Origin of the sequence: Bartonella fuyuanensis, assembly GCF_014197255.1 — a bacterium.
Taxonomy (GTDB): Bacteria; Pseudomonadota; Alphaproteobacteria; order Rhizobiales; family Rhizobiaceae; genus Bartonella; species Bartonella fuyuanensis.
In genome coordinates this window covers 10,760-31,358 of the sequence record NZ_JACIFE010000018.1, presented here as the reverse complement: position 1 = coordinate 31,358, position 20,599 = coordinate 10,760, and the positions used below count along the sequence as shown (strand labels likewise).

At 45.6% G+C, this 20,599-nt stretch carries 28 protein-coding genes and 1 pseudogene; 26 read left to right on the top strand and 3 right to left on the bottom strand.

All coding sequences use genetic code 11. The features are described from left to right. Positions 1-608: 608 nt before the first annotated feature. Positions 609-1,124 carry a helix-turn-helix domain-containing protein gene (locus tag GGR08_RS06405; protein ID WP_183194532.1) on the bottom strand — a complete coding sequence of 172 codons (516 nt, stop codon included), beginning with the start codon at positions 1,122-1,124 and terminating at the stop codon, positions 609-611. 12 nt (positions 1,125-1,136) lie between these two features. After that, positions 1,137-1,667 (bottom strand): helix-turn-helix domain-containing protein, encoded by a 531-nt coding sequence (locus GGR08_RS06400; RefSeq protein ID WP_183194531.1) that lies wholly within the window; start codon positions 1,665-1,667, stop codon positions 1,137-1,139. A 151-nt stretch (positions 1,668-1,818) separates the two neighbouring features. Between GGR08_RS06400 and GGR08_RS06395 the strand changes: the two genes are divergently transcribed. The 21 genes from GGR08_RS06395 (at position 1,819) to GGR08_RS06295 (ending at position 16,858) form a co-directional block, all read left to right on the top strand. Next, a complete protein-coding gene (locus GGR08_RS06395) occupies positions 1,819-2,112 on the top strand; it encodes a helix-turn-helix domain-containing protein (RefSeq protein WP_183194530.1) in 294 nt (97 codons plus the stop codon). 194 nt (positions 2,113-2,306) lie between these two features. After that, complete coding sequence (locus GGR08_RS06390) at positions 2,307-2,705, top strand: hypothetical protein (protein WP_183194529.1); 399 nt, start codon at positions 2,307-2,309, stop codon at positions 2,703-2,705. After that, complete coding sequence (locus tag GGR08_RS06385) at positions 2,705-3,613, top strand: ParB/RepB/Spo0J family partition protein (RefSeq protein ID WP_183194528.1); 909 nt, start codon at positions 2,705-2,707, stop codon at positions 3,611-3,613. The genes GGR08_RS06390 and GGR08_RS06385 overlap by 1 nt, the downstream gene beginning before the upstream one ends. Then, positions 3,610-4,068, top strand: a complete 459-nt coding sequence (locus GGR08_RS06380) for a hypothetical protein (RefSeq protein WP_012232200.1) — start codon at positions 3,610-3,612, stop codon at positions 4,066-4,068. Before GGR08_RS06385 ends, GGR08_RS06380 begins: the two co-directional genes overlap by 4 nt. After that, positions 4,065-6,044, top strand: a complete 1,980-nt coding sequence (locus GGR08_RS06375; protein WP_183194527.1) for a transposase domain-containing protein — start codon at positions 4,065-4,067, stop codon at positions 6,042-6,044. Before GGR08_RS06380 ends, GGR08_RS06375 begins: the two co-directional genes overlap by 4 nt. Before the next feature lie 331 nt (positions 6,045-6,375). Continuing rightward, entirely contained in the window at positions 6,376-7,407 is a 1,032-nt protein-coding gene (locus GGR08_RS06370; protein ID WP_183194526.1) for an AAA family ATPase, read from the top strand. Then, on the top strand, positions 7,404-7,685 hold the full coding sequence (locus GGR08_RS06365) for a hypothetical protein (RefSeq protein WP_183194525.1): 282 nt from the start codon (positions 7,404-7,406) through the stop codon (positions 7,683-7,685). Before GGR08_RS06370 ends, GGR08_RS06365 begins: the two co-directional genes overlap by 4 nt. Then, positions 7,685-7,954, top strand: coding sequence for a hypothetical protein (locus GGR08_RS06360; RefSeq protein ID WP_183194524.1), 270 nt, complete (start codon positions 7,685-7,687; stop codon positions 7,952-7,954). Before GGR08_RS06365 ends, GGR08_RS06360 begins: the two co-directional genes overlap by 1 nt. After that, positions 7,947-8,570, top strand: coding sequence for a DUF3164 family protein (locus tag GGR08_RS06355; RefSeq protein WP_183194523.1), 624 nt, complete (start codon positions 7,947-7,949; stop codon positions 8,568-8,570). Before GGR08_RS06360 ends, GGR08_RS06355 begins: the two co-directional genes overlap by 8 nt. A gap of 24 nt (positions 8,571-8,594) precedes the next feature. Beyond that, positions 8,595-9,212 (top strand): regulatory protein GemA, encoded by a 618-nt coding sequence (locus tag GGR08_RS06350; RefSeq protein ID WP_183194522.1) that lies wholly within the window; start codon positions 8,595-8,597, stop codon positions 9,210-9,212. 7 nt (positions 9,213-9,219) lie between these two features. Next, the gene (locus tag GGR08_RS06345; RefSeq protein WP_183194534.1) at positions 9,220-9,633 is read left to right on the top strand and encodes a helix-turn-helix domain-containing protein; all 414 of its coding nucleotides are present in this window, start codon (positions 9,220-9,222) and stop codon (positions 9,631-9,633) included. A gap of 158 nt (positions 9,634-9,791) precedes the next feature. Then, positions 9,792-10,373, top strand: coding sequence for a glycoside hydrolase family 19 protein (locus GGR08_RS06340; RefSeq protein WP_183194521.1), 582 nt, complete (start codon positions 9,792-9,794; stop codon positions 10,371-10,373). Continuing rightward, positions 10,370-10,657 (top strand): hypothetical protein, encoded by a 288-nt coding sequence (locus GGR08_RS06335; protein WP_183194520.1) that lies wholly within the window; start codon positions 10,370-10,372, stop codon positions 10,655-10,657. Before GGR08_RS06340 ends, GGR08_RS06335 begins: the two co-directional genes overlap by 4 nt. Then, positions 10,650-10,988 (top strand): hypothetical protein, encoded by a 339-nt coding sequence (locus GGR08_RS06330; protein WP_183194519.1) that lies wholly within the window; start codon positions 10,650-10,652, stop codon positions 10,986-10,988. The genes GGR08_RS06335 and GGR08_RS06330 overlap by 8 nt, the downstream gene beginning before the upstream one ends. Further along, the gene (locus GGR08_RS06325) at positions 10,981-11,178 is read left to right on the top strand and encodes a hypothetical protein (protein WP_183194518.1); all 198 of its coding nucleotides are present in this window, start codon (positions 10,981-10,983) and stop codon (positions 11,176-11,178) included. The genes GGR08_RS06330 and GGR08_RS06325 overlap by 8 nt, the downstream gene beginning before the upstream one ends. An 11-nt stretch (positions 11,179-11,189) precedes the next feature. After that, a complete protein-coding gene (locus tag GGR08_RS06320) occupies positions 11,190-11,504 on the top strand; it encodes a DUF2730 family protein (protein ID WP_007346596.1) in 315 nt (104 codons plus the stop codon). After that, entirely contained in the window at positions 11,501-11,857 is a 357-nt protein-coding gene (locus tag GGR08_RS06315; RefSeq protein ID WP_183194517.1) for a VpaChn25_0724 family phage protein, read from the top strand. The genes GGR08_RS06320 and GGR08_RS06315 overlap by 4 nt, the downstream gene beginning before the upstream one ends. Next, positions 11,820-12,401: a phage protein Gp27 family protein gene (locus tag GGR08_RS06310; protein WP_183194516.1), complete on the top strand. Its 582-nt coding sequence runs from the start codon at positions 11,820-11,822 to the stop codon at positions 12,399-12,401. The genes GGR08_RS06315 and GGR08_RS06310 overlap by 38 nt, the downstream gene beginning before the upstream one ends. Next, positions 12,394-14,034 (top strand): hypothetical protein, encoded by a 1,641-nt coding sequence (locus tag GGR08_RS06305; RefSeq protein ID WP_183194515.1) that lies wholly within the window; start codon positions 12,394-12,396, stop codon positions 14,032-14,034. Before GGR08_RS06310 ends, GGR08_RS06305 begins: the two co-directional genes overlap by 8 nt. A 12-nt stretch (positions 14,035-14,046) precedes the next feature. Beyond that, complete coding sequence (locus GGR08_RS06300; RefSeq protein WP_183194514.1) at positions 14,047-15,660, top strand: DUF935 domain-containing protein; 1,614 nt, start codon at positions 14,047-14,049, stop codon at positions 15,658-15,660. Further along, positions 15,653-16,858 carry a phage head morphogenesis protein gene (locus tag GGR08_RS06295; protein ID WP_183194513.1) on the top strand — a complete coding sequence of 402 codons (1,206 nt, stop codon included), beginning with the start codon at positions 15,653-15,655 and terminating at the stop codon, positions 16,856-16,858. Before GGR08_RS06300 ends, GGR08_RS06295 begins: the two co-directional genes overlap by 8 nt. Before the next feature lie 394 nt (positions 16,859-17,252). Here GGR08_RS06295 and GGR08_RS06290 read toward each other — a convergent pair whose 3' ends face one another. Then, positions 17,253-17,459 (bottom strand): hypothetical protein, encoded by a 207-nt coding sequence (locus tag GGR08_RS06290; RefSeq protein ID WP_183194512.1) that lies wholly within the window; start codon positions 17,457-17,459, stop codon positions 17,253-17,255. Between the two features lie 38 nt (positions 17,460-17,497). On the opposite strand from GGR08_RS06290, the gene GGR08_RS06285 reads away from it, so the two are divergent. From GGR08_RS06285 to GGR08_RS08340, 5 genes and pseudogenes are all read left to right on the top strand, one after another. Beyond that, entirely contained in the window at positions 17,498-18,568 is a 1,071-nt protein-coding gene (locus tag GGR08_RS06285; protein WP_183194511.1) for a phage protease, read from the top strand. Next, positions 18,565-18,906 (top strand): DUF2190 family protein, encoded by a 342-nt coding sequence (locus tag GGR08_RS06280; RefSeq protein ID WP_183194510.1) that lies wholly within the window; start codon positions 18,565-18,567, stop codon positions 18,904-18,906. The genes GGR08_RS06285 and GGR08_RS06280 overlap by 4 nt, the downstream gene beginning before the upstream one ends. Before the next feature lie 12 nt (positions 18,907-18,918). After that, complete coding sequence (locus GGR08_RS06275) at positions 18,919-19,884, top strand: major capsid protein (protein ID WP_183194509.1); 966 nt, start codon at positions 18,919-18,921, stop codon at positions 19,882-19,884. Between the two features lie 15 nt (positions 19,885-19,899). Beyond that, on the top strand, positions 19,900-20,322 hold the full coding sequence (locus GGR08_RS06270) for a gp436 family protein (RefSeq protein ID WP_183194508.1): 423 nt from the start codon (positions 19,900-19,902) through the stop codon (positions 20,320-20,322). A gap of 1 nt (position 20,323) precedes the next feature. Further along, positions 20,324-20,599 (top strand): annotated as a pseudogene (locus GGR08_RS08340) (hypothetical protein); the annotation flags it as partial.

The following is a 20,599-nucleotide window of genomic DNA, read 5'->3' as shown; positions in this document are numbered from 1 at the left end:
TTCTCAAATAATACGATTCCAACTCAATGATTGATCATCAAAAATTGCGATTTTGAGCAGAAAAGAAAAAGAGGCTTTAAATGATCTTTGAAAGGTCTTTGAAGACCCTTTGAGAACCCCTTAAAAACTCTTTGAATGTAGTTTGACACTAGGTTTTATACTAAGTGGGAAAAGGTGGGATTAGGTAGGAATACGTGATAATTTGTTGTTTTTATGTATAAAATTTAGCATTAAATGCGCGTTTTGTCAAAATAGATTTTGACACCTAAAATTGTAAAAAAGAGCGAAAATCAGAAAAAAGTGCGTTTTCATGGTAAAAATGAGAGAAGGCTTTGAAAGGTCTTTGAAAACCCTGTGAAAAATTTTGAAAAGTCTGTGAAAGCCCAGAAAACAGCCTTTGAAGACCCCGTGAAAAAAATTCGGTAAATTGTGAAGCTTACTCCAAAATCAGCCAAAAATGACCAAAAAAGCAAAAAAGATATGCGCCATATGGCGCGTTTCTATTTTTTGTAAATATAATTATTTAAAAACAATGTGTTATTTAAGTTTCTTAATGTAAAGAGAAACGCGCCTGTATTTTTCATTTTAGAGAGGCATTAAGCTGTATCTTATGTAGTTTCTGGATGTGCATTTTTAGCCTCTATTTGACGCTTTAAATGCAGTTTTAGAAGAGGTAAAATAAGCTCTACTTCTTCCGTGTCGTTGATGTCTTGAACAAGCTCTTGCAGTTTTCCATAAAGTTCCGCCGCGAGTTCCGCTATATCTTCAGGGGGGAGTTTTATTTTAGCATCGCGATAGGTTGTATAAGCTATACGACCAAGCTTTTTCATGAGACCAGCAGGGATGGTAGGTGGAGATATATTGAAAGACTGAGTTTTCATCATGTTTATGAACATTTCATCTTCACCAGTCAAAAGCCAATTTAGGTTGACCCCAAATTTTTCTCCATATGATGTTAAAACGGTTGCGTCTGGGGTTCTATCACCGCGTTCGTAATTGCCAAGCCCTTGAATACTAATGCCAATTTTAAGAGAAAATATATCACGAGATAAGCCTACAAGCTTTCTTACCTCTATGAGGCGTCTTGCTAATGGGGTTTTGGGTTCATTTCTTTGTCGTGTCATATTAAAGGGGCATTAAGCCGTATTTTGTGTAGTTTCTAGATGTACTCTTTCAGCCTCTATTTGACGCTTTAAATGCAATTTTAGAAGAGGCAAAGTAAGCTCTATTTCTTCGCTATCGTTGATGTCTTGAACAAGCTCTTGCAATTTTTTATAAAGTTCCGCCGCGAGTTCCGCTATATCTTCAGGGGGGAGTTTTATTTTAGCATCGCGATAGGTTGTATAAGCTATGCGACCAAGCTTTTTCATGAGACCAGCAGGGATGGTTTGTGGTTTAAAACCAGCTGCTTTCGCTTTTGCCATGTCACTAAACATTTCGCCGTTGCCAGTTACAAGCCAATCTAGTGAAATACCGCAAACTTCTTGGTATTTAGAGAGAACAGAAGCGGTAGGTTCACTTATACCAGTTTCATAAGTTCCGATGGAGCCGGCAGTAATGCCAAGGTGTTTGGCAAATTGTTTGCGCTCCGCGAAACCAAGGGCGCGTCGTATTTCACGAAAACGTTTTGCCAGTTCTGTTTTGGGTTCTGCTTCTGGACGTGCCAAAAAAATCACTCCAAAATCAATATAATGATTGACTAAACAATTATATTGATTTATACCTCTAATTACCGCCCGCTATTGAGGGCAGATATTTTACAATTAACCCCACAAAAAACGGATGTGGGAGCATCCGTTTGAAGCAGGAGCGAAGTTTATGACTATCACACAAGTATGGGATCGCCATAGTATTTTAGCCGAGCTACGCCGCCGTAATATGACCTTGGCGGAGCTCGCGAAAGCTTATCAACTATCGTCATCCAGTGTTCAACATATCTGGACACGGTCTAACGAGAAAGCTGAACGTGCTATTGCCGATTTTATCGGTTTGCCCGTCGAGCAAGTGTTTAGTGACCGCTACCCCAAAAGTCGCCGTCGCATTTTTAAAGCAGCAAAACATGCCAACACAGATTCGCGTGCGCATTCTGCTTTGCGCGGTAATGCTGCTTGAACTTCGTTACACGGCTTTGCGTTTTTGCGCATTTGCCATGAATTTAAATACCATAAGATAAAAAGGTTTATCAATGTCTAAAGATCAATACGAAATGGGCAAGATAAATTGCAGAGAGTTGCATCATAGAACAGCCGTTTGGGTAGTTTTGTTTTCCATAGGTGGTAAGCGGATTTTACTAATGGGGGATGGTTATGGTTGCTGCTTATAATTTATGGATGCCAGAGGCAAAAAGAGAAATTTTTAATCCTTATTCAGAAGCTGAGCGATTACAAATGATGCTTTCCTGTTCTTTAAAAGCAGTGAGTGGAGGCTTTCGACATATACCGATACGGTATATTATTGACCCCCCGCATGGCTTATTTGATGCGATATTAGCACGGCAGATTGCTATTCATATTTTGCATTATCAATTTGAGGTGCCGCGGCGGCGTATTGTTGCCATGCAAGTACGGAAGCAGACTGCTATCTTTCTTGCTTTGCAGGTGATTAACCGGCGTTTGGAAGAACCCGTTTTTGCGAAAGCCTATCGAAGATGGGCGGGGCGTGCGATGGATTTATTCTTTAAAGAGATCAGAAAGGCGGGGGCGTGATGGCACAGTTTCAAAAGCTTGCTCTTGATGTGATTGTGGTGCCGGAGCGTATACGCCCTGTGGATGATGAGCATGCCAAGGCACTTGCGCAATCAATGGCGCGGGAGGGATTGATGAATCCGATTACGGTGCGCCATACCCCCAATGCTAAGGAAGGCAATTATACGCTTATTGCTGGTGCGCATCGGCTTCGTGCTGCTGAGCTTTTGGGCTATAGTGACATTGATGCGGTTGTGGTGCAGGCTGATAAGGACAATGCCGCGCTTTTAGAAGTGGCAGAAAACCTCTTTCGCAATGAATTGTCTGTTATTGACCGTGCGCTTTTTGTCCAGACTTACCGCGAATTGTGGGAAAAGAAGTATGGGGAGATTAAGCGTGGTGGGGACGGTAGTAATCAATATACAAAGGACAAAGTGGCAAAGGGTAAAGTTTACCCTTTGATCGGTGAGGATGCAAATTTTGAGCAATTGGTGCAAGTTGCACCAATTGCTCATGCGAGTGGAGAAAATGACAAAAGGACAGTTTTATCTTTTGCCAAACATGTGGCGGACCGCATTGGTTTTTCTCAAGATGTTGTAAAACGTCTTAACTGTATTGCCCAACATCTACAGCCGGAGTTGCGGTCTGTTTTGCGGGGGACGGCATTGGCGGATAACCAAGCGCAGTTGTTGAAGTTGGCGAAGATGGAGCCGGTTGCGCAACGGCGTGTGGCGATTGCTTTGCAACAGGTTGATGGGGATTTGAGGCGGGCTGTTGATTTGGTCAATGGGATTAATACGCCGCCGCAAATTAATGAACAAGAGCGGGTTTTTGCTCAGTTATTGGGTGTTTGGCAGAGGGCGGATGCGCAGACAAAGGCGCGGTTTTATGATTATTTGAACAAGCAATCGGGGGAGGTGCTGTCATGAAGAGGCATGGTTGCGGGCAGCTTGATTTTTTCCAAAAGCCGGTTTTTCCTTGTCGTGAACCCGTTGCACAGATTGATTTAGGGCGGTTTCGCTCGCGCATTAAGCGTGCGATGGCGCGGGCTTTGAGAGAATGCCGGCATGAGCGCAGTGTGATTGCGGAGCGTATGGCGCATTATTTAGGGATTGGGTGTTTAAGTAAGGCGAGTTTGGATGCTTATGTGGCAGAAAGTAAGCAGGTGGATATTTCCCTGCCGCGGTTTAAGGCATTTGTGCGGGCGACAGAGGCATTTTGGCTCTGGGATGAGGTGGTGAGTGAAGATGGATTGTTGCTGTTGCAAGGGGATGAGGCGCGGCTAGCAGAAATTGCGCGGCTTCAGCAGGAACAGCGGGAGATTGCAGCGCAATTGAAAGCCATGCGCGCAACGCCGGTTCGCATTAAAAGGGGGCAGCCATGAAGGAATGGTTTACTATTGCCGAATTGGCTGAGGCAGCTTTGCCAGGGTTGCCTAAGAGTAAGGGCGGATTGCGTAAGATTTTGGCGACCACATGGCGTCATCAAAGTGGTTTGACACGTAAAGTTAAAGGGGTTTCTCGACCTATTGTAGAAGTTCACATTTCCTTATTGCCGGAGGGGGCGCGGGCGGCATTGTTGGTGCGGTTTGGTGGGGCTGTTGATGTGAAACAAACGCAAGGGGAGCAAAAGACAAGTATTTGGGTGCGTTATGAGGGGCTTTCCAAGGCGCATAAAAGGCGCTGTGAAGAGCGTTTGAAGGCACTTTGCTTTTGGGAAGATTTGCTCCATGCCGGTATGGGTGTGCATGATGCGGCAAGTTTGTGTGCTGTGCACTTTGGTGTGAGCCGGATGTCGCTTTTTAATTGGCGGCAGATGGTTGAAGGGTATGAGCGCCCTGATTGGTTGGCAGCGCTTGCACCTTGTTATGGTGAGGAGAATGTTTCGCAATTTGCGCCGTGTCATGAGGGGGCGTGGGAGGTTTTTTGTTCGGATTATTTGCGCCCGTCTAAACCTGCTTTTTCGGCGTGTTATCGGCGGATGGTTTCGGTTGCGCAGGAGCGGGGTTTTGAGCCCATTCCTTCTGAGCGGGCTTTGCGGCGTCGTTTTAAGGCGGAAGTTTCCAAGGCAGTTGTGGTTTTAGCACGTGAGGGAGAAGAAAAGGCAAAAAAGCTTTATCCAGCACAACGGCGTGATCGCTCGAGCTTGCATGCTTTGCAAGCAGTGAATATGGACGGACATAAGCTGGATGTCTTTGTGAATGTTCCGTGGGCAGAAAAGCCCGTGCGGCTTTATTTGATAGCGATACAAGATCTTTATTCGGGCAAGATTTTATCGTGGCGCTTGTCGGATGCTGAGACTTGGGAAATCGTTCGTTTGGTGATTGGGGATATGGTGGAAGCTTATGGCATACCGGAGCGTATGACCTTGGATAATGGGCGTGCCTTTACCAGCAAATGGATTTCTGGTGGTGTGCAAAATCGTTTTCGTTTTAAGATTAAGCCGGATGATCCGCAAGGGCTTTTGACGAGTTTGGGTGTGCAATTGCAATGGACCACCCCTTATAGCGGACAGTCTAAACCGATAGAGCGGGCATGGCGTGATCTGGCAGAAGCGATTTCGAAACATCCCTTTTGTGCAGGGGCTTATACGGGTAATAAACCGGATGCCAAGCCTGAAGATTATGGCAAGCGCGCGATAGGATTTGAAGCGTTTAAAGCCCATGTTGGTGCGCAAATTGTGGCGCATAATGCGCAAGCGGGGCGTAAGGCGGTTAATTGTGCGGGGCGCAGTTTTGATGAGACCTTTGCTGAGAGTTTGCAAGCAGAGGGGACGATTATTCGGCAAGCGAGTGCAGCACAACGGGCTTTATGGCTTTTAACCTCTGAGGCGTTGCGTGCGCAAAAGGGTACGGGCGAGATCCATTTTTATGGCAATCGTTATTGGGCGCGGGCGTTGAATGAGCATGCGGGGAAAAAGGTGATTGTACGCTTTGATCCGGATAATTTGCATCAAGATTTACGGGTTTATGATTTGAACAATCGGTTGCTTTGTTTGGCACCATGCCTTTGTGATGTGGGTTTTTATGACCAGCAGGCGGCGCGCTTGAATGGGCGTTTGCGTAAAGAATATGTGAAGGCTGTTAAAGCAGAAAAACAGCTAGCGGCAAAGCTTGCACCTGATCACTTGGCAGATGTTTATGGGCGCCTTGAGAAAAAGGATGAAGCGTTCAAATCTAAGCTTCCGATAAAGCCAAAGGTGAGCCGCTTGATGCCGAACAATGTGGGGAATTTAGCTTTGACAGCAGACGATGATGAGGCTTTGGGGGAGGAAGAATTTAGTACGCACTTGCATAAAGCTTTGAGAAAGCTTTCCGCCTCTGATGAGGGGCGTGAGGTGATCAAGTTTCCCAAGCAATAGAATAAGGAACTAGGAAAAGAGAGGGGGGATTTAAGGGGACCGGTTGAGGTCCATGTGCGGGGTTGAAGCGTTAACAAAGAAAGGGGGGAGGAATCTTATCCTTTAAAAGTCTAATCAATACATGAAGTTTCTAGGTATCTTTGCCTGATCGGGTGAGATGCGTGGAGTTAGCAAGTTTCCTGATGTGTGAGAAAGAGAGGGGATTTGCAAGGTTAGCCGTTTTAGTATCGCGTACGGCTTAGAGAGCAAAAAGAATGGGTAGGTTTGAGCTACCCATTCCCTAATCTAAATCAATAAAAATCTAGATCAATACGATAGAGGGAGATTATAGATGAAAAACGCGGTAAATGCAACGGTCGATAAAAATATTTGGGCACGACCTAAAATCCAGCCCAGTGTAACAGCCCCAAATCGCAATAGTGATGACGTTGCTTTGTGGAATGAACTTGTGGATGCGGTGAGAGCATTGGGGCAAATGAATGATTGGACCAAGGCAGAGGTAGCACGGCGCATTGGCATGCCGGATGGGACGTTTTCGCAATGGTATGCGGGCAGTTATGCGGGGCAATTGGGCAAGCAAAATGTGAAGGTTCAACAATGGGTTGAGACTTTAAAAGAGACGGAGGGGTTTTTGGAGCGCATTCCTGAAAAGCCTGCGTTTCAGAGGAATCGAATTGCCAGCGAGATTATTGATACTTTGACGTTGGCGCAAAGCACGGGCGATATGGTGATGATTACGCTTGATGCGGGCAGTGGTAAGACCGAAACTTGCCGCCATTATCGCTCTACCCGCCCGCATGTTTATCTGGTAACAGCCAGCCCGCATACGCGCAGTGTTCACGGTATTTTGAATGATATGGCAGCAGAATTGGAAGTGGTGGAATATAATCCCACCCGCTTAACGCGTGCGATTGGCAAAAAGTTAGAGCGTGTTGGTGGCGGAACATTGTTGATTGTTGATGAGGCGCAAAATTTAACGGATGAAGCGATTAATCAGTTGCGCCACTTTGTTGATATCAACGGTACGGGGTTGGCTTTGGTTGGCAATGATGAGATCTCGGGGCGGTTGGTTCATCGTCAAAATGGTCCCTCTTATGCGCAGATTAAAAGCCGATTGGCGATGCATTTGAAACGTCGCAAGCCCTATAGCGAAGATATTGCCGCGCGTATTCACGATTGGGGGATTGAGGATGCTGGTGCGATAAAGTTTTTGACGGGAATTGGTTTCAAGGCTGGTGCATTTCGGCAAATTGATAAGACGATGATGTTGGCACGCATGGCGGCGCTTGGGGATGGGTGTGATGTGACACTTAAACATGTCAAAGCGGCGTGGAAAAACCGTGATGTGGAGGAATTGGCATGATCCCTTTATGTGACAAAGAATTATCCAATACGCTTGTTGGTCTTTATGATGATTATCAACGTGGTTTTGACATTGGTGAACCACTTAAGCTGTGTGTTGATTTGGCTTTAGCCCTTGAATTGGAATTGAGCGTTCACCGCTTAAGTGAGGCCGATGCGGTTTTAGAGGGGCAAGTCGTGGAAGCATTACGTCGTAGCCAAGCCTCTTGTCTCAAGAGTGATGAGACAATTGATGAGAGAGGAAGAGTTATTCATATGGATTTTGGAGGAGAAAAATAATGGAACGCAACCCTTATATGGTGAGAGAGTGCTTGATTGCTTTGCGCTCTGCCTTTTTGAAGTATGAGGTGAATGGCATTTTTATGAGTGCGCAAGATGTTCGAGAATTGACGGAGTATTTGCGTCGTCTTTCGGGTTATAGCCACATTTTAGGTCATGAGCTTATGCGGTGTCGTTGGCAATTAAAAGCGGGATGTGTGCCTCATCGAGGTGAAGTTGTGCCGTTTCGCCGGTTTCAAGAAACACAGGAGGAGTTTTGCGATGAATAAACAAATTGAGCTTGAAGGTGTGCATTATATGAGAGATGCAAAAGGGGCTTTGGTGCCGGTAAGTCTGATCCGCCCTGCGGATTTGCTTGAGGATGAAACGGTGCGTAAGGTTATGGGATATGCGAAGGAATTATCGGCAAGGATTGCGCGTTTTAACAACCATACGCTTGCGGATTTGAGTGCTTTTGATGGCTTGCTTGCGCAGGAATATGGTGTGGAGCGGCGTGGTAAAAAGGGCAATTGTACGTACACCAGTTTTGATGGTTTGCAGCGTATTAAGGTGCAGGTACAAGAAAGCTTTGATTTTGGTCCGCAATTGCAAATTGCCAAAAGCCTTCTTGATGAGTGTTTGAATGAATGGTCTGCGGATGCGCGCCCTGAAATCCGTGCGATTATTACGCGTGCTTTCAATACGGATAAGGAAGGCAAGGTGAATCGGGGGGAAATCTTTATGCTGTTGCGTTTGGATATTGATGATCCCCGTTGGAATGAGGCGATGCGGGCGATCCGTGAAGCCATTCGTGTGACAACCTCTAAAGAATATGTGCGTTTTTATGAGCGTGATACGTTGGAAAGCCCTTGGCGGGCTGTGACGCTTGATTTGGCGAAGACTTAAAAGAGGAGAAATTAAGGGGATACCATGTCTTTAGCGGCTATTCATATGGGCAAACGTGCGTTAGGTCTTGATGATGAGACCTATCGCATCCTGCTTTTTCGATTGACGGGCAAGCAATCGGCAAAAGATTTGAGTGTTTCAGAACAGCGTTTGGTGATGCAAGAAATGCGCGCCTATGGTGGTGGGGTCAATGGCAAGCTTTTGAGAGGCAAATATGCCAAAAAGCTTCAAGGCTTATGGATTGCAGGGTGGAATCTTGGCATTATCCGTGATCGTTCAGATAAGGCATTGCTTGCCTTTGTCAAAAGACAGACAGGGATTGATCATATTCGTTTTGTACGCGATAGCGATGATGCTGCAAAAGCCATTGAGGCGTTGAAAAGCTGGTTGCAGCGAGAGGGTGGGGTTGACTGGAGAGGAAAAAGCCGCCAAGATTTATGGGGAATACACCCAAGCATTGCCATTTTGTGTGCCCAGTGGAAGTGTTTGCATCAGGGTTGCTTGTTTGATGAGGCAGCTTTTCAACAAAGTGTTATGGCGGTGAGTGGCAAAGCTTTTTGCGAGATGAGTGGGGGCGATTTTATGCGTGTTATGAATATTTGGGGGCAGAAAATCCGTAAAGGTTTTCAAAGCGAGGGGTAAGCTCTTGATGCAGAATAAAACCTATAACCATTTTCCCCTTATACTGCGCGAAATAGCTGATGTTGCGGGTATAGATGCGGCATGGAATATGGTGCGGGCTTTTGGAGGACGACAGATTTATCTTCCAGGTCGTCTTGAAAATGCTGATTGGTTGATTGAGATTGTTGGTTTTGAAGAAGCTGGGCAACTGATTGCCCATTTTTGTTTTAATGGTGCTGGTGTGCGCCTTCTTATTCCTCTTGGCAGAGATGTTGAACGGCGGCAAAGAATGGTCAAAGCGTTGCAAAAAGGCTGGTCTGTGGATACCGCGGCTGCTGTTTCTGGTATGCATGTGCGCACGGCTTATCGCTTGAAGAAGAAGCTTTCTTTACAAGAGCCACAAGGTTTATTATTTCCAGAGTTTAATGACCCCAGAGTTTAATGACTTTAAGTTTCACCATAGTGTTTAGGTTGTCTTGTTATGCTGTAAAACAGTGTCATGAGATTGGTGAGGACATCAATGACTGACAGTGTCAGACTTATATGAGAGGGATGAAATCCAATAAACTGCGAATGGATTTATTCATTTGATGGTTTGTTATGATTTCAATAGATGCTTCTTTTCTTTATCGTCTTGCGCCTAAACTGGCGCATCATGCGCGCCAAGATTTTATTATTGTTGAAATGGCACGCGTATTGCCTAAAGCTTTATCTTATGGCGGGATAACGACGCGTTTACGTATTGCACATTTTTTAAGCCAATGTGCCCATGAGAGTGATGGCTTTTTTACCGTTTGTGAATATGCTTCAGGGCGCGCTTATGAGGGGCGGCGTGATTTAGGCAATGTCAACCCTGGGGATGGGGTGCGCTTTAAGGGGCGTGGTTTGATCCAATTGACGGGGCGCAATAATTATCGCCGTTTTACGAGGTTTTGGCGCTTAGTCGATGAACAAGCGGTTGATTGTGAAGCATTTCCGCAAGTGCTGGAAAAGTTTCCCGCTGCTCTTTGGTCTGCTGTTTGGTTTTGGCAAATGAAAGGCTTGAATAAGCTTGCTGATCAAGATGATTGTCTCAGGATTACTAAGGCAATTAATGGGGGAAGAAATGGACTTGTGCAACGTTTGACCTATTTGGATCGAGCCAAAAAGCTTTTGGGAATTGGAGGCGAGGTGGAAGCATGAAGCCGTCTTATCGTGGTTCTCGACGTTATTTATGGTGGTCTTTTTGGTTTGCTTGGGGGGTTATTTTTTTGCTTGTTTCTGGTGGTTTGTGGGGGGCTCCGCATATTGTTGATATGGCGAGCATTTCTATCCCTTCGATGGTAGCGATTATTGTTGGCAATCTGGGGGTGCATCGTGGTTTTGGTTCTGTAGATTTTTCCAATAGGAAGCATTCTCGTAAGCGGCATATCAGCTCCTATGATGGCGTGGAGATAACGGGGTGGGGGAATAAGCGCAATGTTTAGCTCTGTTTCAAAACTCTCTTTAGGGATGCTTTTTTCTGCAATTATAATATTGGCAGCTTTTGGCTTTATGAAAGCGCAAGTTTTAAAGGCAGAAAAGGCGCGTGATTTATATTGGCAGTTTGAGATTGCCAAAGCTTCTGCACGTGCGCAATTTGAGCAGGAGCGGCAAAGGCAAGCAGCATGGAAAGCGGAACATCAAGCTCAAGGAGCGATTTCTGCTTTAAGACAAGAGCTTATCACCATGGAGGAAGCAAATGGGAAGTTGCCGGTTCATCGCTGTGGCATTGAGCTTGAGCGTGTGCGCTTGCTCAACAAACAAGCCGATGGGTAACCTTTTCAATCACTCTTTATCGGTTGCTTTACCGGCAAGTGCAAGGGAGGCTTGTGAGCGCCCGTCTTTGTTGCCTGGACGTGCTTTGAATGAGCAAGAAGTGGTGCATTATTGGGGGCGTGATCGTGCTGCTTTATTGATCTGTGAACAACGTCGAAAAGCTGTGGTGAGAGCAGTTTTGATGAAATGAGGAGGGGTTTCGTGAACTTGGATATTAGTGTGGCAAATGGTTGGTTATCTTTGTTGTTATCGCTTGTTGCCATTTGTGGTGTTTTGAAAGCTTATTTTTCTTCTGGTGCGCGGGAAATGCTGAAAGATGTCACGGCGCTTAAAGAACGGGTGCAAAAGTTAGAAACGGAGATGGATTTTTTGCCTGATCGTGATGCGTTGCAAAGATTGGAAGTAAATATGGAGAAATTGAATGGTCGTCTCAACACGCTTTCTGCGCAATTACAACCGGTTGCAGCGATTAGTGAACGTTTGCAAGAGTTTTTACTGGAGAATGCCAAGAAATGAAAGCAGATATGGATAAAATCATCCGAGAAGAAGCGCGGTTGATTATTTTAAAAGGGCTCCTTTGTGAGCGTAGCGAAACCTTATCGAGTGCAATGATCGAGCGGCTTTTATACAGTTACGGCATCAGGCGTGATGGTGATTTTGTCCGTAATGAACTGGCTTGGATGGAAGATCAAGGGGCTGTTACGTTAAAATGTATGGGTTCTGTTTTAATTGCGGCTTTAACGGAACGAGGAGCGCGTCATTTAGATCGTAGCTTTTCGATTGAGGGGATTAAGCGCCCCAAACGTTCATCAATAAAAGACGAGGTGAAGGATGCGCAGGGTCGGTCGTGGACGGTTAACAGCGATTGATTTATTGCCGCAAGCTTGTGATCATATTATTGCAGTGGCGGCTGAGGCTTTAAATGGGCGCGAAAAGACGCAAATGGCTATTTATGGTGAGTTTAAAGCGTCTTTGAAGGCTTTACAAAAAGAAACGGGTTTAAATTTTTCTATTCCCTCCTTTTCCAGTTTTAATCGTTATTCTTTACGTTTAGCGGTGATGTCACGGCGTCTAGAACAGACAAGAGAAATTGCGGCAAGCCTTTCTCAGCGCTTTGATGCCAAAGCTTCTGACAATATTACTCTGTTGACGGCAGCAGCGATTAAAGAGCTTATTTTTTCGACGTTAAGCAGTGGAAAGAACCTTTCGCCAAAAGCGGCACAAGAGTTGGCGAATGCGCTCAAAGGGGTTTTGGCGGCTGAACATTTATCCACCACCAGACGACAAAAGTTAGAACAGGATTTTGTCGCAAAAGCAAGCAAAGCGGTTGATGTAGCGGCAGCAGCAGCGGGGCTTTCAGAAGAAACAGCGCGAGCTATTCGTGCGCAGGTGTTGGGGATGAGGCATGGCTGAAGGGCATGAATCTTTTGAACAGATTACTTTTAAAAGTCATGCCTATGCGCATCAAAATGCCTATAATATTTGGCAGGCAAGCATTTTTCCCAAAGAGAATGATCCCTTAGCGGATGGCGTTTTGATGGCGCATCAACGGGTATGGATTGAAGATAAGTCCCCGTTAAAACTGGTTGAAAAGGGGCGGCGGACCGGCATTACTTTTGCAGAAGCTTTGGATGATACACTGATTGCTGCGGCGGCGCGTGAAGCGGGGGGCGATAATGTTTTTTATATTGGCGATACCAAAGAAAAGGGTCGTGAGTTTATTAGCTATGTGAGCAATTTTGCCAGAGCAATTACGAGCCACAGTGGGGATGTAGAGGAATTTTTATTTTCTGATCAAAGGGAGGATGGTTCCACGAAATATATCTCTGCTTATCGAGTGCGTTTTGCTTCAGGTTTTCGGATTGAGGCGCTTTCTAGCCGCCCTGAAAATATCCGTGGGTTACAAGGTATTGTAGTGATTGACGAGGCGGCGTTTCATCAAGATGTGCGCGCTGTTTTGGATGCGGTGAATGCTTTGCTTATTTGGGGGGGAAAAATCCGTGTGATCTCCACCCATAATGGTGTGCTCAATCCTTTCAATGAACTGATCCGTGAGGCGCGAGCAGGTAAGGTTCCTTTTTCGGTGCATTGTTACCCCTTTGGTGTTGCTGTTAAAAATGGTTTGTTTAAACGGGTGTGTGCTATGAAGGGGGCGGTGTGGAGTAGGGGAGCAGAACAACAATGGGAAGAGCAAATTCGTGCCTCTTATGGGGTGCGTTTGAGTGCGATGCGGCAAGAATTAGATGCCATACCAGCCGATCAAGAAGGGGCGGCTTTAACGCGTTTGCAAATTGAAAGTTGTTGTGCACCAGATATTGCGGTGTTGCGTTTTGCCTGTGTGGATGATTTTAAAAATCAATCGGATGATCAGAGAAGTCAAACTGCTTTTGCTTGGTGTGAGAGGTACGTAAAGCCCCTTCATGCTGGACTTGATCGGCGGCGCCAACATGTTTTTGGCGTTGATTTTGCGCGCAGTGGGGATGCGACATCCATTGTGGTGATGGAAGTGGGACAAGATTTGGTGCGCCGTGTACGGTTTATGGTGGAATTGCGCAATATGCCCTTTGACCAACAAAGAGAGATTTTATTTTATGGGGTGAATGGTTTGCCGCGTTTGTTGGGAGGTGCGCTAGATGCACGGGGGAATGGGGCTTATTTAGCAGAAAAAGCGGCGCAACGTTATGGGGCTTGTGTGAGGGAAGTGCAATTGTCGCAAAGTTGGTATAGCAAAGAAATGCCAGCTTATTTAGAAGCTTTTGGGGATGGGACAATTGTTTTGCCGCGTGATTTTGATATTGTTGCGGATCATCAAGCGCTTGCTTATGTTAATGGCATTGTGAAAATTCCAGACAATCACCGTTTTAAAGGCAGTGATGGTTTTATGCGCCATGGTGATAGTGCGATAGCTTGTGCATTGGCTTATTTTGCCAGTCGCCAAACCCCTGAAATTTATGATTATACACCTGTGAGAGAGGTCTATGGTTTTGAGGAAAGCCCGCTCTTTTCAACGCCTTTTTTTTCAGGACCAAGATCAAAGATTTATTGATGGGATGATGAGATGGTAAAACTTGTGGATCAATGGGGTAGGACGCTTAATATCAAAGGGTTAGAGCGTGAAGTCGCAAGCCCTACCATTGGCGGTGTTCGTGATGTTTGGTCACAAACTATTGTGAGTGGTCTCACCCCTGCGCAACTTGCTGATATTTTGCAACAGGCGGCAAAGGGAGCGCCAGAACAGTTTTTCCAGCTTGCCGATGATATGGAGGAGCGTGATTTGCATTATCGCGCTGTGCTTGGCATGCGCAAAAATGCACTTACCGGCGTGGAACCTGGTGTGATTGCCGCAAGCAATAGTGCATTGGACAAAAAGATAGCGGATGCTGTTCGGGAAGTGATTAGTGCACCGACCTTTGTTGATGATTATGTCACGGATTTATTGGATGCTTTGGGGAAAGGTTATGCGGTTGTAGAAACCTTGTGGGACAAGAGTGCTAAGGAATGGTGGCCGATTGCATGGAAATGGCGTGACCAGCGGTTTTTTCAATTGGATAGGCGGGATGGTTTTCATTTACGTTTAAAAGAAGAGGGGTCTCACTATGGTATTGAACTGCCTGCTTATAAATTTTCTATTCACAGACCCAAGCTTAAAAGTGGTTTACCCATTCGCACGGGGCTTGCGCGGCTTTCTGCTTGGGCATTTTTGTTTAAGTCTTATACGCTGAAAGATTGGATGGCATTTTTAGAAGTTTATGGTATGCCGTTGCGTGTGGGCAAATATGGGGCGAGCTCTTCTCATGAGGAGCGGCGGGTTCTCATTCAAGCGGTGCGTGATTTATCCAGTGATGCGGCGGCGATTATTCCCAAGGAGATGGAGATTGAATTTATTGAAGCGGCGGGGGGCAGTGGCAATGCGGTTTTTGCCTCTAAGGCGGAATATTTAGATCGACAGATTTCAAAGGGTGTGTTGGGACAAACGATGACGACGGATGATGGTTCGTCTTTTTCGCAAGCGCGTATTCATGAAAATGTACGTCATGATATTGCTAGAGCTGATGCACGCCAATTGGCTTTGACGGCTAATCGTGATTTGATCGTGCCCTTTGTTGAGATTAATTTTGGGCGCCAAGAGCGCTACCCCATTGTTTATTGGCCGATTTCTGAAAATGAAGATATTAAAGCCATTAGTGATGCGCTGGAAAAACTTGTTCCCCTTGGATTATCGGTTGGAGCCCAAGAAGTGCGCAATAAGATTGGCTTTTCGCAACCAACAAAAGAAGAAGAGATTTTAAAGGTTCCTGAGAGTGTTCCTTATGATGAGAGGGGAGAAAAAAGCCGTGAGGCAAGACAAAAGGCTGGTATTTGTGCTGATTGTGGTGGTGCTTTTGATGTTTCTGTGACAAGAGAGCGCCAAGGGGAACATAAGGGTGGAAAAGAGCAGGGTGGAAAACATTACGACGAATTGGAGCGGCTTTCTGAAGTGGCTTTAAGTGATTGGGAAGAGGATTTAGAACCCCTTTTAGAACCTTTTAAAAGGCTTGTGAGAGAGGCAAAAAGTTATGAGGATATCCTCAAAGGCTTAGATGAATTGCTTGGTGAGATGGATCATCACGCATTAGCAGCACGCTTGGCAAAAGTACAAATGATTGCACGTGGGCTGGGTTATCATGGATGAGGAACTTTTTAAAACGGCACCCAAAGAGGTGACCCGTTATTTTGAAGCTAAGAATATGATTCCAAGCTTTGATTGGCGAGATGTTGCACCGGAGGAACATGCTTTTTCTTTTACGGTGGCAAAATCGGTAGGCTATGATATTTTAGAGGATTTTAAGCGAGCGGTTGGAGACGCCATAAAGCATCAAGTTCCTTTGCAAGAGTTTCAAAAAAATTTGATGCCGATTTTGCAAAAAAAGGGTTGGTGGGGAAAAAAGACAGCCATTGATCCGCTCACGGGTGATAAGAGTTTGGTGCAATTGGGCAGTCCACGACGTTTAGAGGCGGTCTATTGGGCAAATACCATGAGTGCGCACGCTGCTGGGGAATGGAAGCGCACACAAAATAATAAAGAATTTTTGCCCTATCTCACTTATGCTTTATCCAGTTCAGAACACAAACGTTTAGAGCATGAAAGTTGGGTGGGGTTTACCGCACCCGTTGATGATCCGGTTTGGGATTGGCTTTATCCACCCAATGGTTGGCGGTGTAAATGCAGTGTGCGACAGGTAAGCCGTTATGAAGCAGAAGATTTAGGCTATGAAGAGGATTCGCCTCCACTTCAAGTGGAGCAGAAGGTTTGGCACAATAAGCGAACGGGGAAAATTGAGAAGATACCAAAGGGGATTGATCCTGGTTGGCATTCTAATCCTGGGAAACATCGCGCGCAAAACTTAAGCAATTTTTTGAGTGATAAAATTTCCACCATGGGGGACAATCGAAAGCGCATTGCCATTGAAGATATTGTGGGTTCGCCAATTTTGGAAGCTATGTTTGAAGGACGTATGCCTCGTGGATTTATTCCCATTGCCCCTATACCACAAAAGGTGGGTGATGTTTTTGCAGCGGAAAATTCTCTTATTCGCTTATCTTCAGACAGTGTGAAACATATTTTGTTAGAGCATCAGGGGCGCGCTCTTCATTTAAATGATTTTCGTAGTGCTATTCAAACACTTATAAAACCCCATGGCGTTATCAGACGCAAAAATACGCAGGGTGTTATGTTTTTTGGTGAAAGTGGTGGGGCATGGTGGCGCTTTGCGGTCAAATGGGTAGCAAGCAAACAAGAATGGTGGCTTATCTCTATGCATAAAAAGAGTTTTAGAGAAATTAAACGTTTGCTAAATGCGGCTGAAAAAAAGGGCGAACGATTATTATAAAGAGAATGCCGCAAAGCCCTGCTGGCTTTTGTAAAAAGATTTGTTGTGGGGAGAATGAGAAGGCGTGGAGGGCGGTCAACTCCTCGCAGATCCGGTAAAACCGTCCTGGCAAAACTGGCTCACGCCGCGTGAGAAATGTATAACAGTTTAAAAGTTCAAAAGCAAATTTAAAAAACGGTTCGAGAGAGGTTGTTATAAAGAGAACGCCGTAAAGTCCTGTTTGGCTTTTGTGAAAAGAGTTGTTGTGAGGGAAAATGAGAAGGCGTGGAGGGCGGTCAACTCCTCGCAGATCCGGTAAAACCGTCCTGGTATAACTGGCTCACGCCTCGCGGATAATGTAACAGTTTAAAAGTTCAAAAGCAATCTTTGAAAAAACGCTCTAGGAGCAGCGTTGTTATGTGGAGTGATAAATCGTACCTCTTACTTCACGACGGCGCTCTATCGCCTTTGAAGTGCCTTTGAAAACGATTTTATGAGAAGGTTTGGAGGGAGGTTTTCTCTCACAAGTGATAAGAGGAGAAAAGAGTGCTTTTAAGGTGCTTTGAGAAATATTCTTTTGACTGACAGTGTCAGACTTATAGTGGGAGTAAGTTTCATGCATTGTATTGCCAATGATAATTGTAAAGCAAGAGGCAATGCATGGGGAAAGAATATGGGGGGCAAGAATTTTCTGAAGATCAGAAAGATGCGCATGCTCAGACATGCCATGATGAGACATTTCATGCCGAGACATTTCATGCTGCGTTGATTGACCTTTGCCCAGACGTTTTATGCCAAGACATTTCATGCCAAGACGTCACCGTTAGCCAAGCACCTGAATGGGTGCAGTTGTTGCCCAAGGCACCCCATGTGAAGGCGCGTGATGGACGGCAATGGCATTATAATCCAAAAACCATTTTAAAAGCTTTTGCAGCCAATAAAGGACCGCTTGTGATTGATTATGAGCATGGGCAACATCACCGTGCGAGAAAAGGTTTAGAAGCGCCGGCAAGCGGTTGGATTGAAGAATTAACAGAGCGTGATGGTGCGATTTGGGGGCGGGTTAAATGGACTGATATGGCAAGCAAAAAGATTGTTGCCCAAGAATATCGCTATCTTTCGCCTGAGTTTCGTCATTCAAAGACTGGTGAAATTTTAAATTTAGCCGGTGCTGGACTGGTCAATCGTCCAGCCCTTGTCATGACGGCTTTAAGCCGAGAACAGCCTTTAACAACTTTTGTGGAGAAAATGATGGATTTGACAGCCATAGCCAGTGCACTGTCGCTGGCAGAAGATGCTAAAGCGGATGAGGTTTTAGCAACGCTTAAAGCGCGCGAAAAGGAACGCGTGGAACTTTGTGCGCAATTAAAAAAAGCGCAAGAAGATTTAGCACTTTTGCGAGAAGAGCAAAAAAAGACAGCCATTGAGAGTCTTTTAGATAAAGCCATTGAAGAGGGCAAGATTTTCCCTGCTGCGCGTGAAGAATATCGTGCGCTGTGCATGCTTGAAGGGGGTATAGAGCATTTTAAAAGTTTGGTCGAGAAGTTGCCGGTGCTTGCAGAAGCAAGTCCTTTGGGGGCGTCTTGTTCCATGCAAGAACAAAAGCTTGCACCCGAAGAGATTGCTGTTGCGGCACGCCATTATAAGGAAGAGCAGAAGAAAAAAGGGTGGGACATCACTATTAGCCAAGCGGTCGATCATATTTGCGAACAAAAGGAGCGCCAATCATGAGTACGATGATTTTAATTAAATCTTTTCGCGCTGGAGATGTGATTTCACCTTATTGCATTGTTGCGGCACGCACTGATGGAATGGTGGCAACGGCTTCAGGAAAGGGTGATAAATTATTAGGCACTGCGGGCTCTTGTGGAGCAAAGGCTGGTGAGATGATTGATGTTGCTCAATGCGGCTGGGGCGAAGTGGTTTGTGGGGGCAATGTTTCCTTTGGTGATTTTTTGACCTCTGACCCCAAAGGGCACGCCATAAAGGCAGAAGCTGCAGACCGCACCATTGGTATTGCCATGAGTGATGGTTCTGCTGGTGATGTTATTCCTTTTAAAATTAATTAATCGAGGCTTATTATGAACAGACCTTTTCCATTTGATCCAACACTCACGGCTATTGCTATTGGATATCGTAATCCAGCAGGTTCTCTTATTGGCGAGAAAGTTTTGCCCCGTGTTTGTGTTTTAAGTGAAGTGTTTAAATATAGTGAATTTCCCTTGGCGGAAAATTTTACGGTGCCTGAGCTTGAGATAGGGCGGAAAGGACGCCCGAATGTGGTGGAATTTTCTGCCTTTGAACGGGAAGCCAGTGTTAAAGATTATGGGCTTGATGATCTCATCCCCAATTCAGATATTGAGGCGGCGGCACAGGCACGGGCAGAAAAGCGCTCTCGTTATAACCCCGAAAAGACAGCAGTAGAAGGTCTTGCCAATTTGCTGGAATTGGGGCGTGAAGTGCGTGTTGCAACTCTTGTGCAAAAAAGTGAAAATTATGCACCAGAGCGGGTGATTACGCTTAAAGGCGAGAATAAGTTTAGTGATTATGAGAAATCCGATCCTTACGCCACCTTAGATGAGGCGATGGATAAAAGCCTCATCTATACGCCCAATACCATTGTGATGGGTAAAGTCGTTTGGTCAAAACTCAAACGTCACCCAAAAATTATCAAAGCCGTTAAAGGGGGTGGCACTGCTGATGGTTTTGTGACCAAGGCGCAATTTGCGGATCTGATGGAAATACACCCTGAACGTTTACTCATAGGGGAATCGCAAGTGAATTTGGCACGCAAAGGACGCACGGCACAATTGGCACGCGTGTGGGGCAATAAGATTGCGCTGCTTTATATTGATCCTAGCAAACAACAGGCGGATGGTTCTGTGATTAGTTGGGGCTTTAGTGCTCAGTTGGGTGAGCGTGTGTCTGGAGTGATCAATGATCCAGATATCGGTTTGTCTGGCGGCAGACGGGTGCGTGTGGGGGAACGTATGTGCGAATTGGTGGCAGCGAAAGATGCTGGTGTGTTGTTGCAAGATGTCGTCTAAGGGAATCTTTGGAACATGGCTTACGCAAACAAAATATTGATTGAAGAGCTCTGGGGTCAAGATTTCTTAGATGATTTATGCGGAATGGCTGAGAATTCTGATCGTGGTGTTTTAGATCAGGCAATTGCCCGTGCGCTCGAACAGGCAAGTGGTGAGATTGATGTGCATCTTTCTCATCGCTACTGTGTCCCCATTGCTGGACAGCCAGCGGCTTTGGGTATGATTTGTGTCAATATTGCTGTTTATAATTTAGCCATACGCCATACGGCACTGACCACCACCATTGAAGATCGTTATAAACAGGCGGTTGATTTGCTTAAACGCATTGCCGAAGGCAAGGCGGGTTTGGGATCTGATGAGCCTAAAATTATGAGTGAAGATGGCCCTGTGCGTGATGGGGCTTTTTTTACTGCCAAACCGCGTGTGATGGGAAGGTAATATGTCTGTTGCAACCCATATTGAGATTAAAGAGACAGGGCTTGAAGCGGCTTTATCCTTTTTGCAAAAGGGGGCTGATAGCTCGATGGGAACTTTAGCACAAGGGGTTGGTCGTCTCATCCAAGAGAGTACCAGGCGGCGGATTCAAAGTGAAAAAACCTCTGCCCAAGGAGAGAAGAAGGTAATATGTCTGTTGCAACCCATATTGAGATTAAAGAGACAGGGCTTGAAGCGGCTTTATCCTTTTTGCAAAAGGGGGCTGATAGCTCGATGGGAC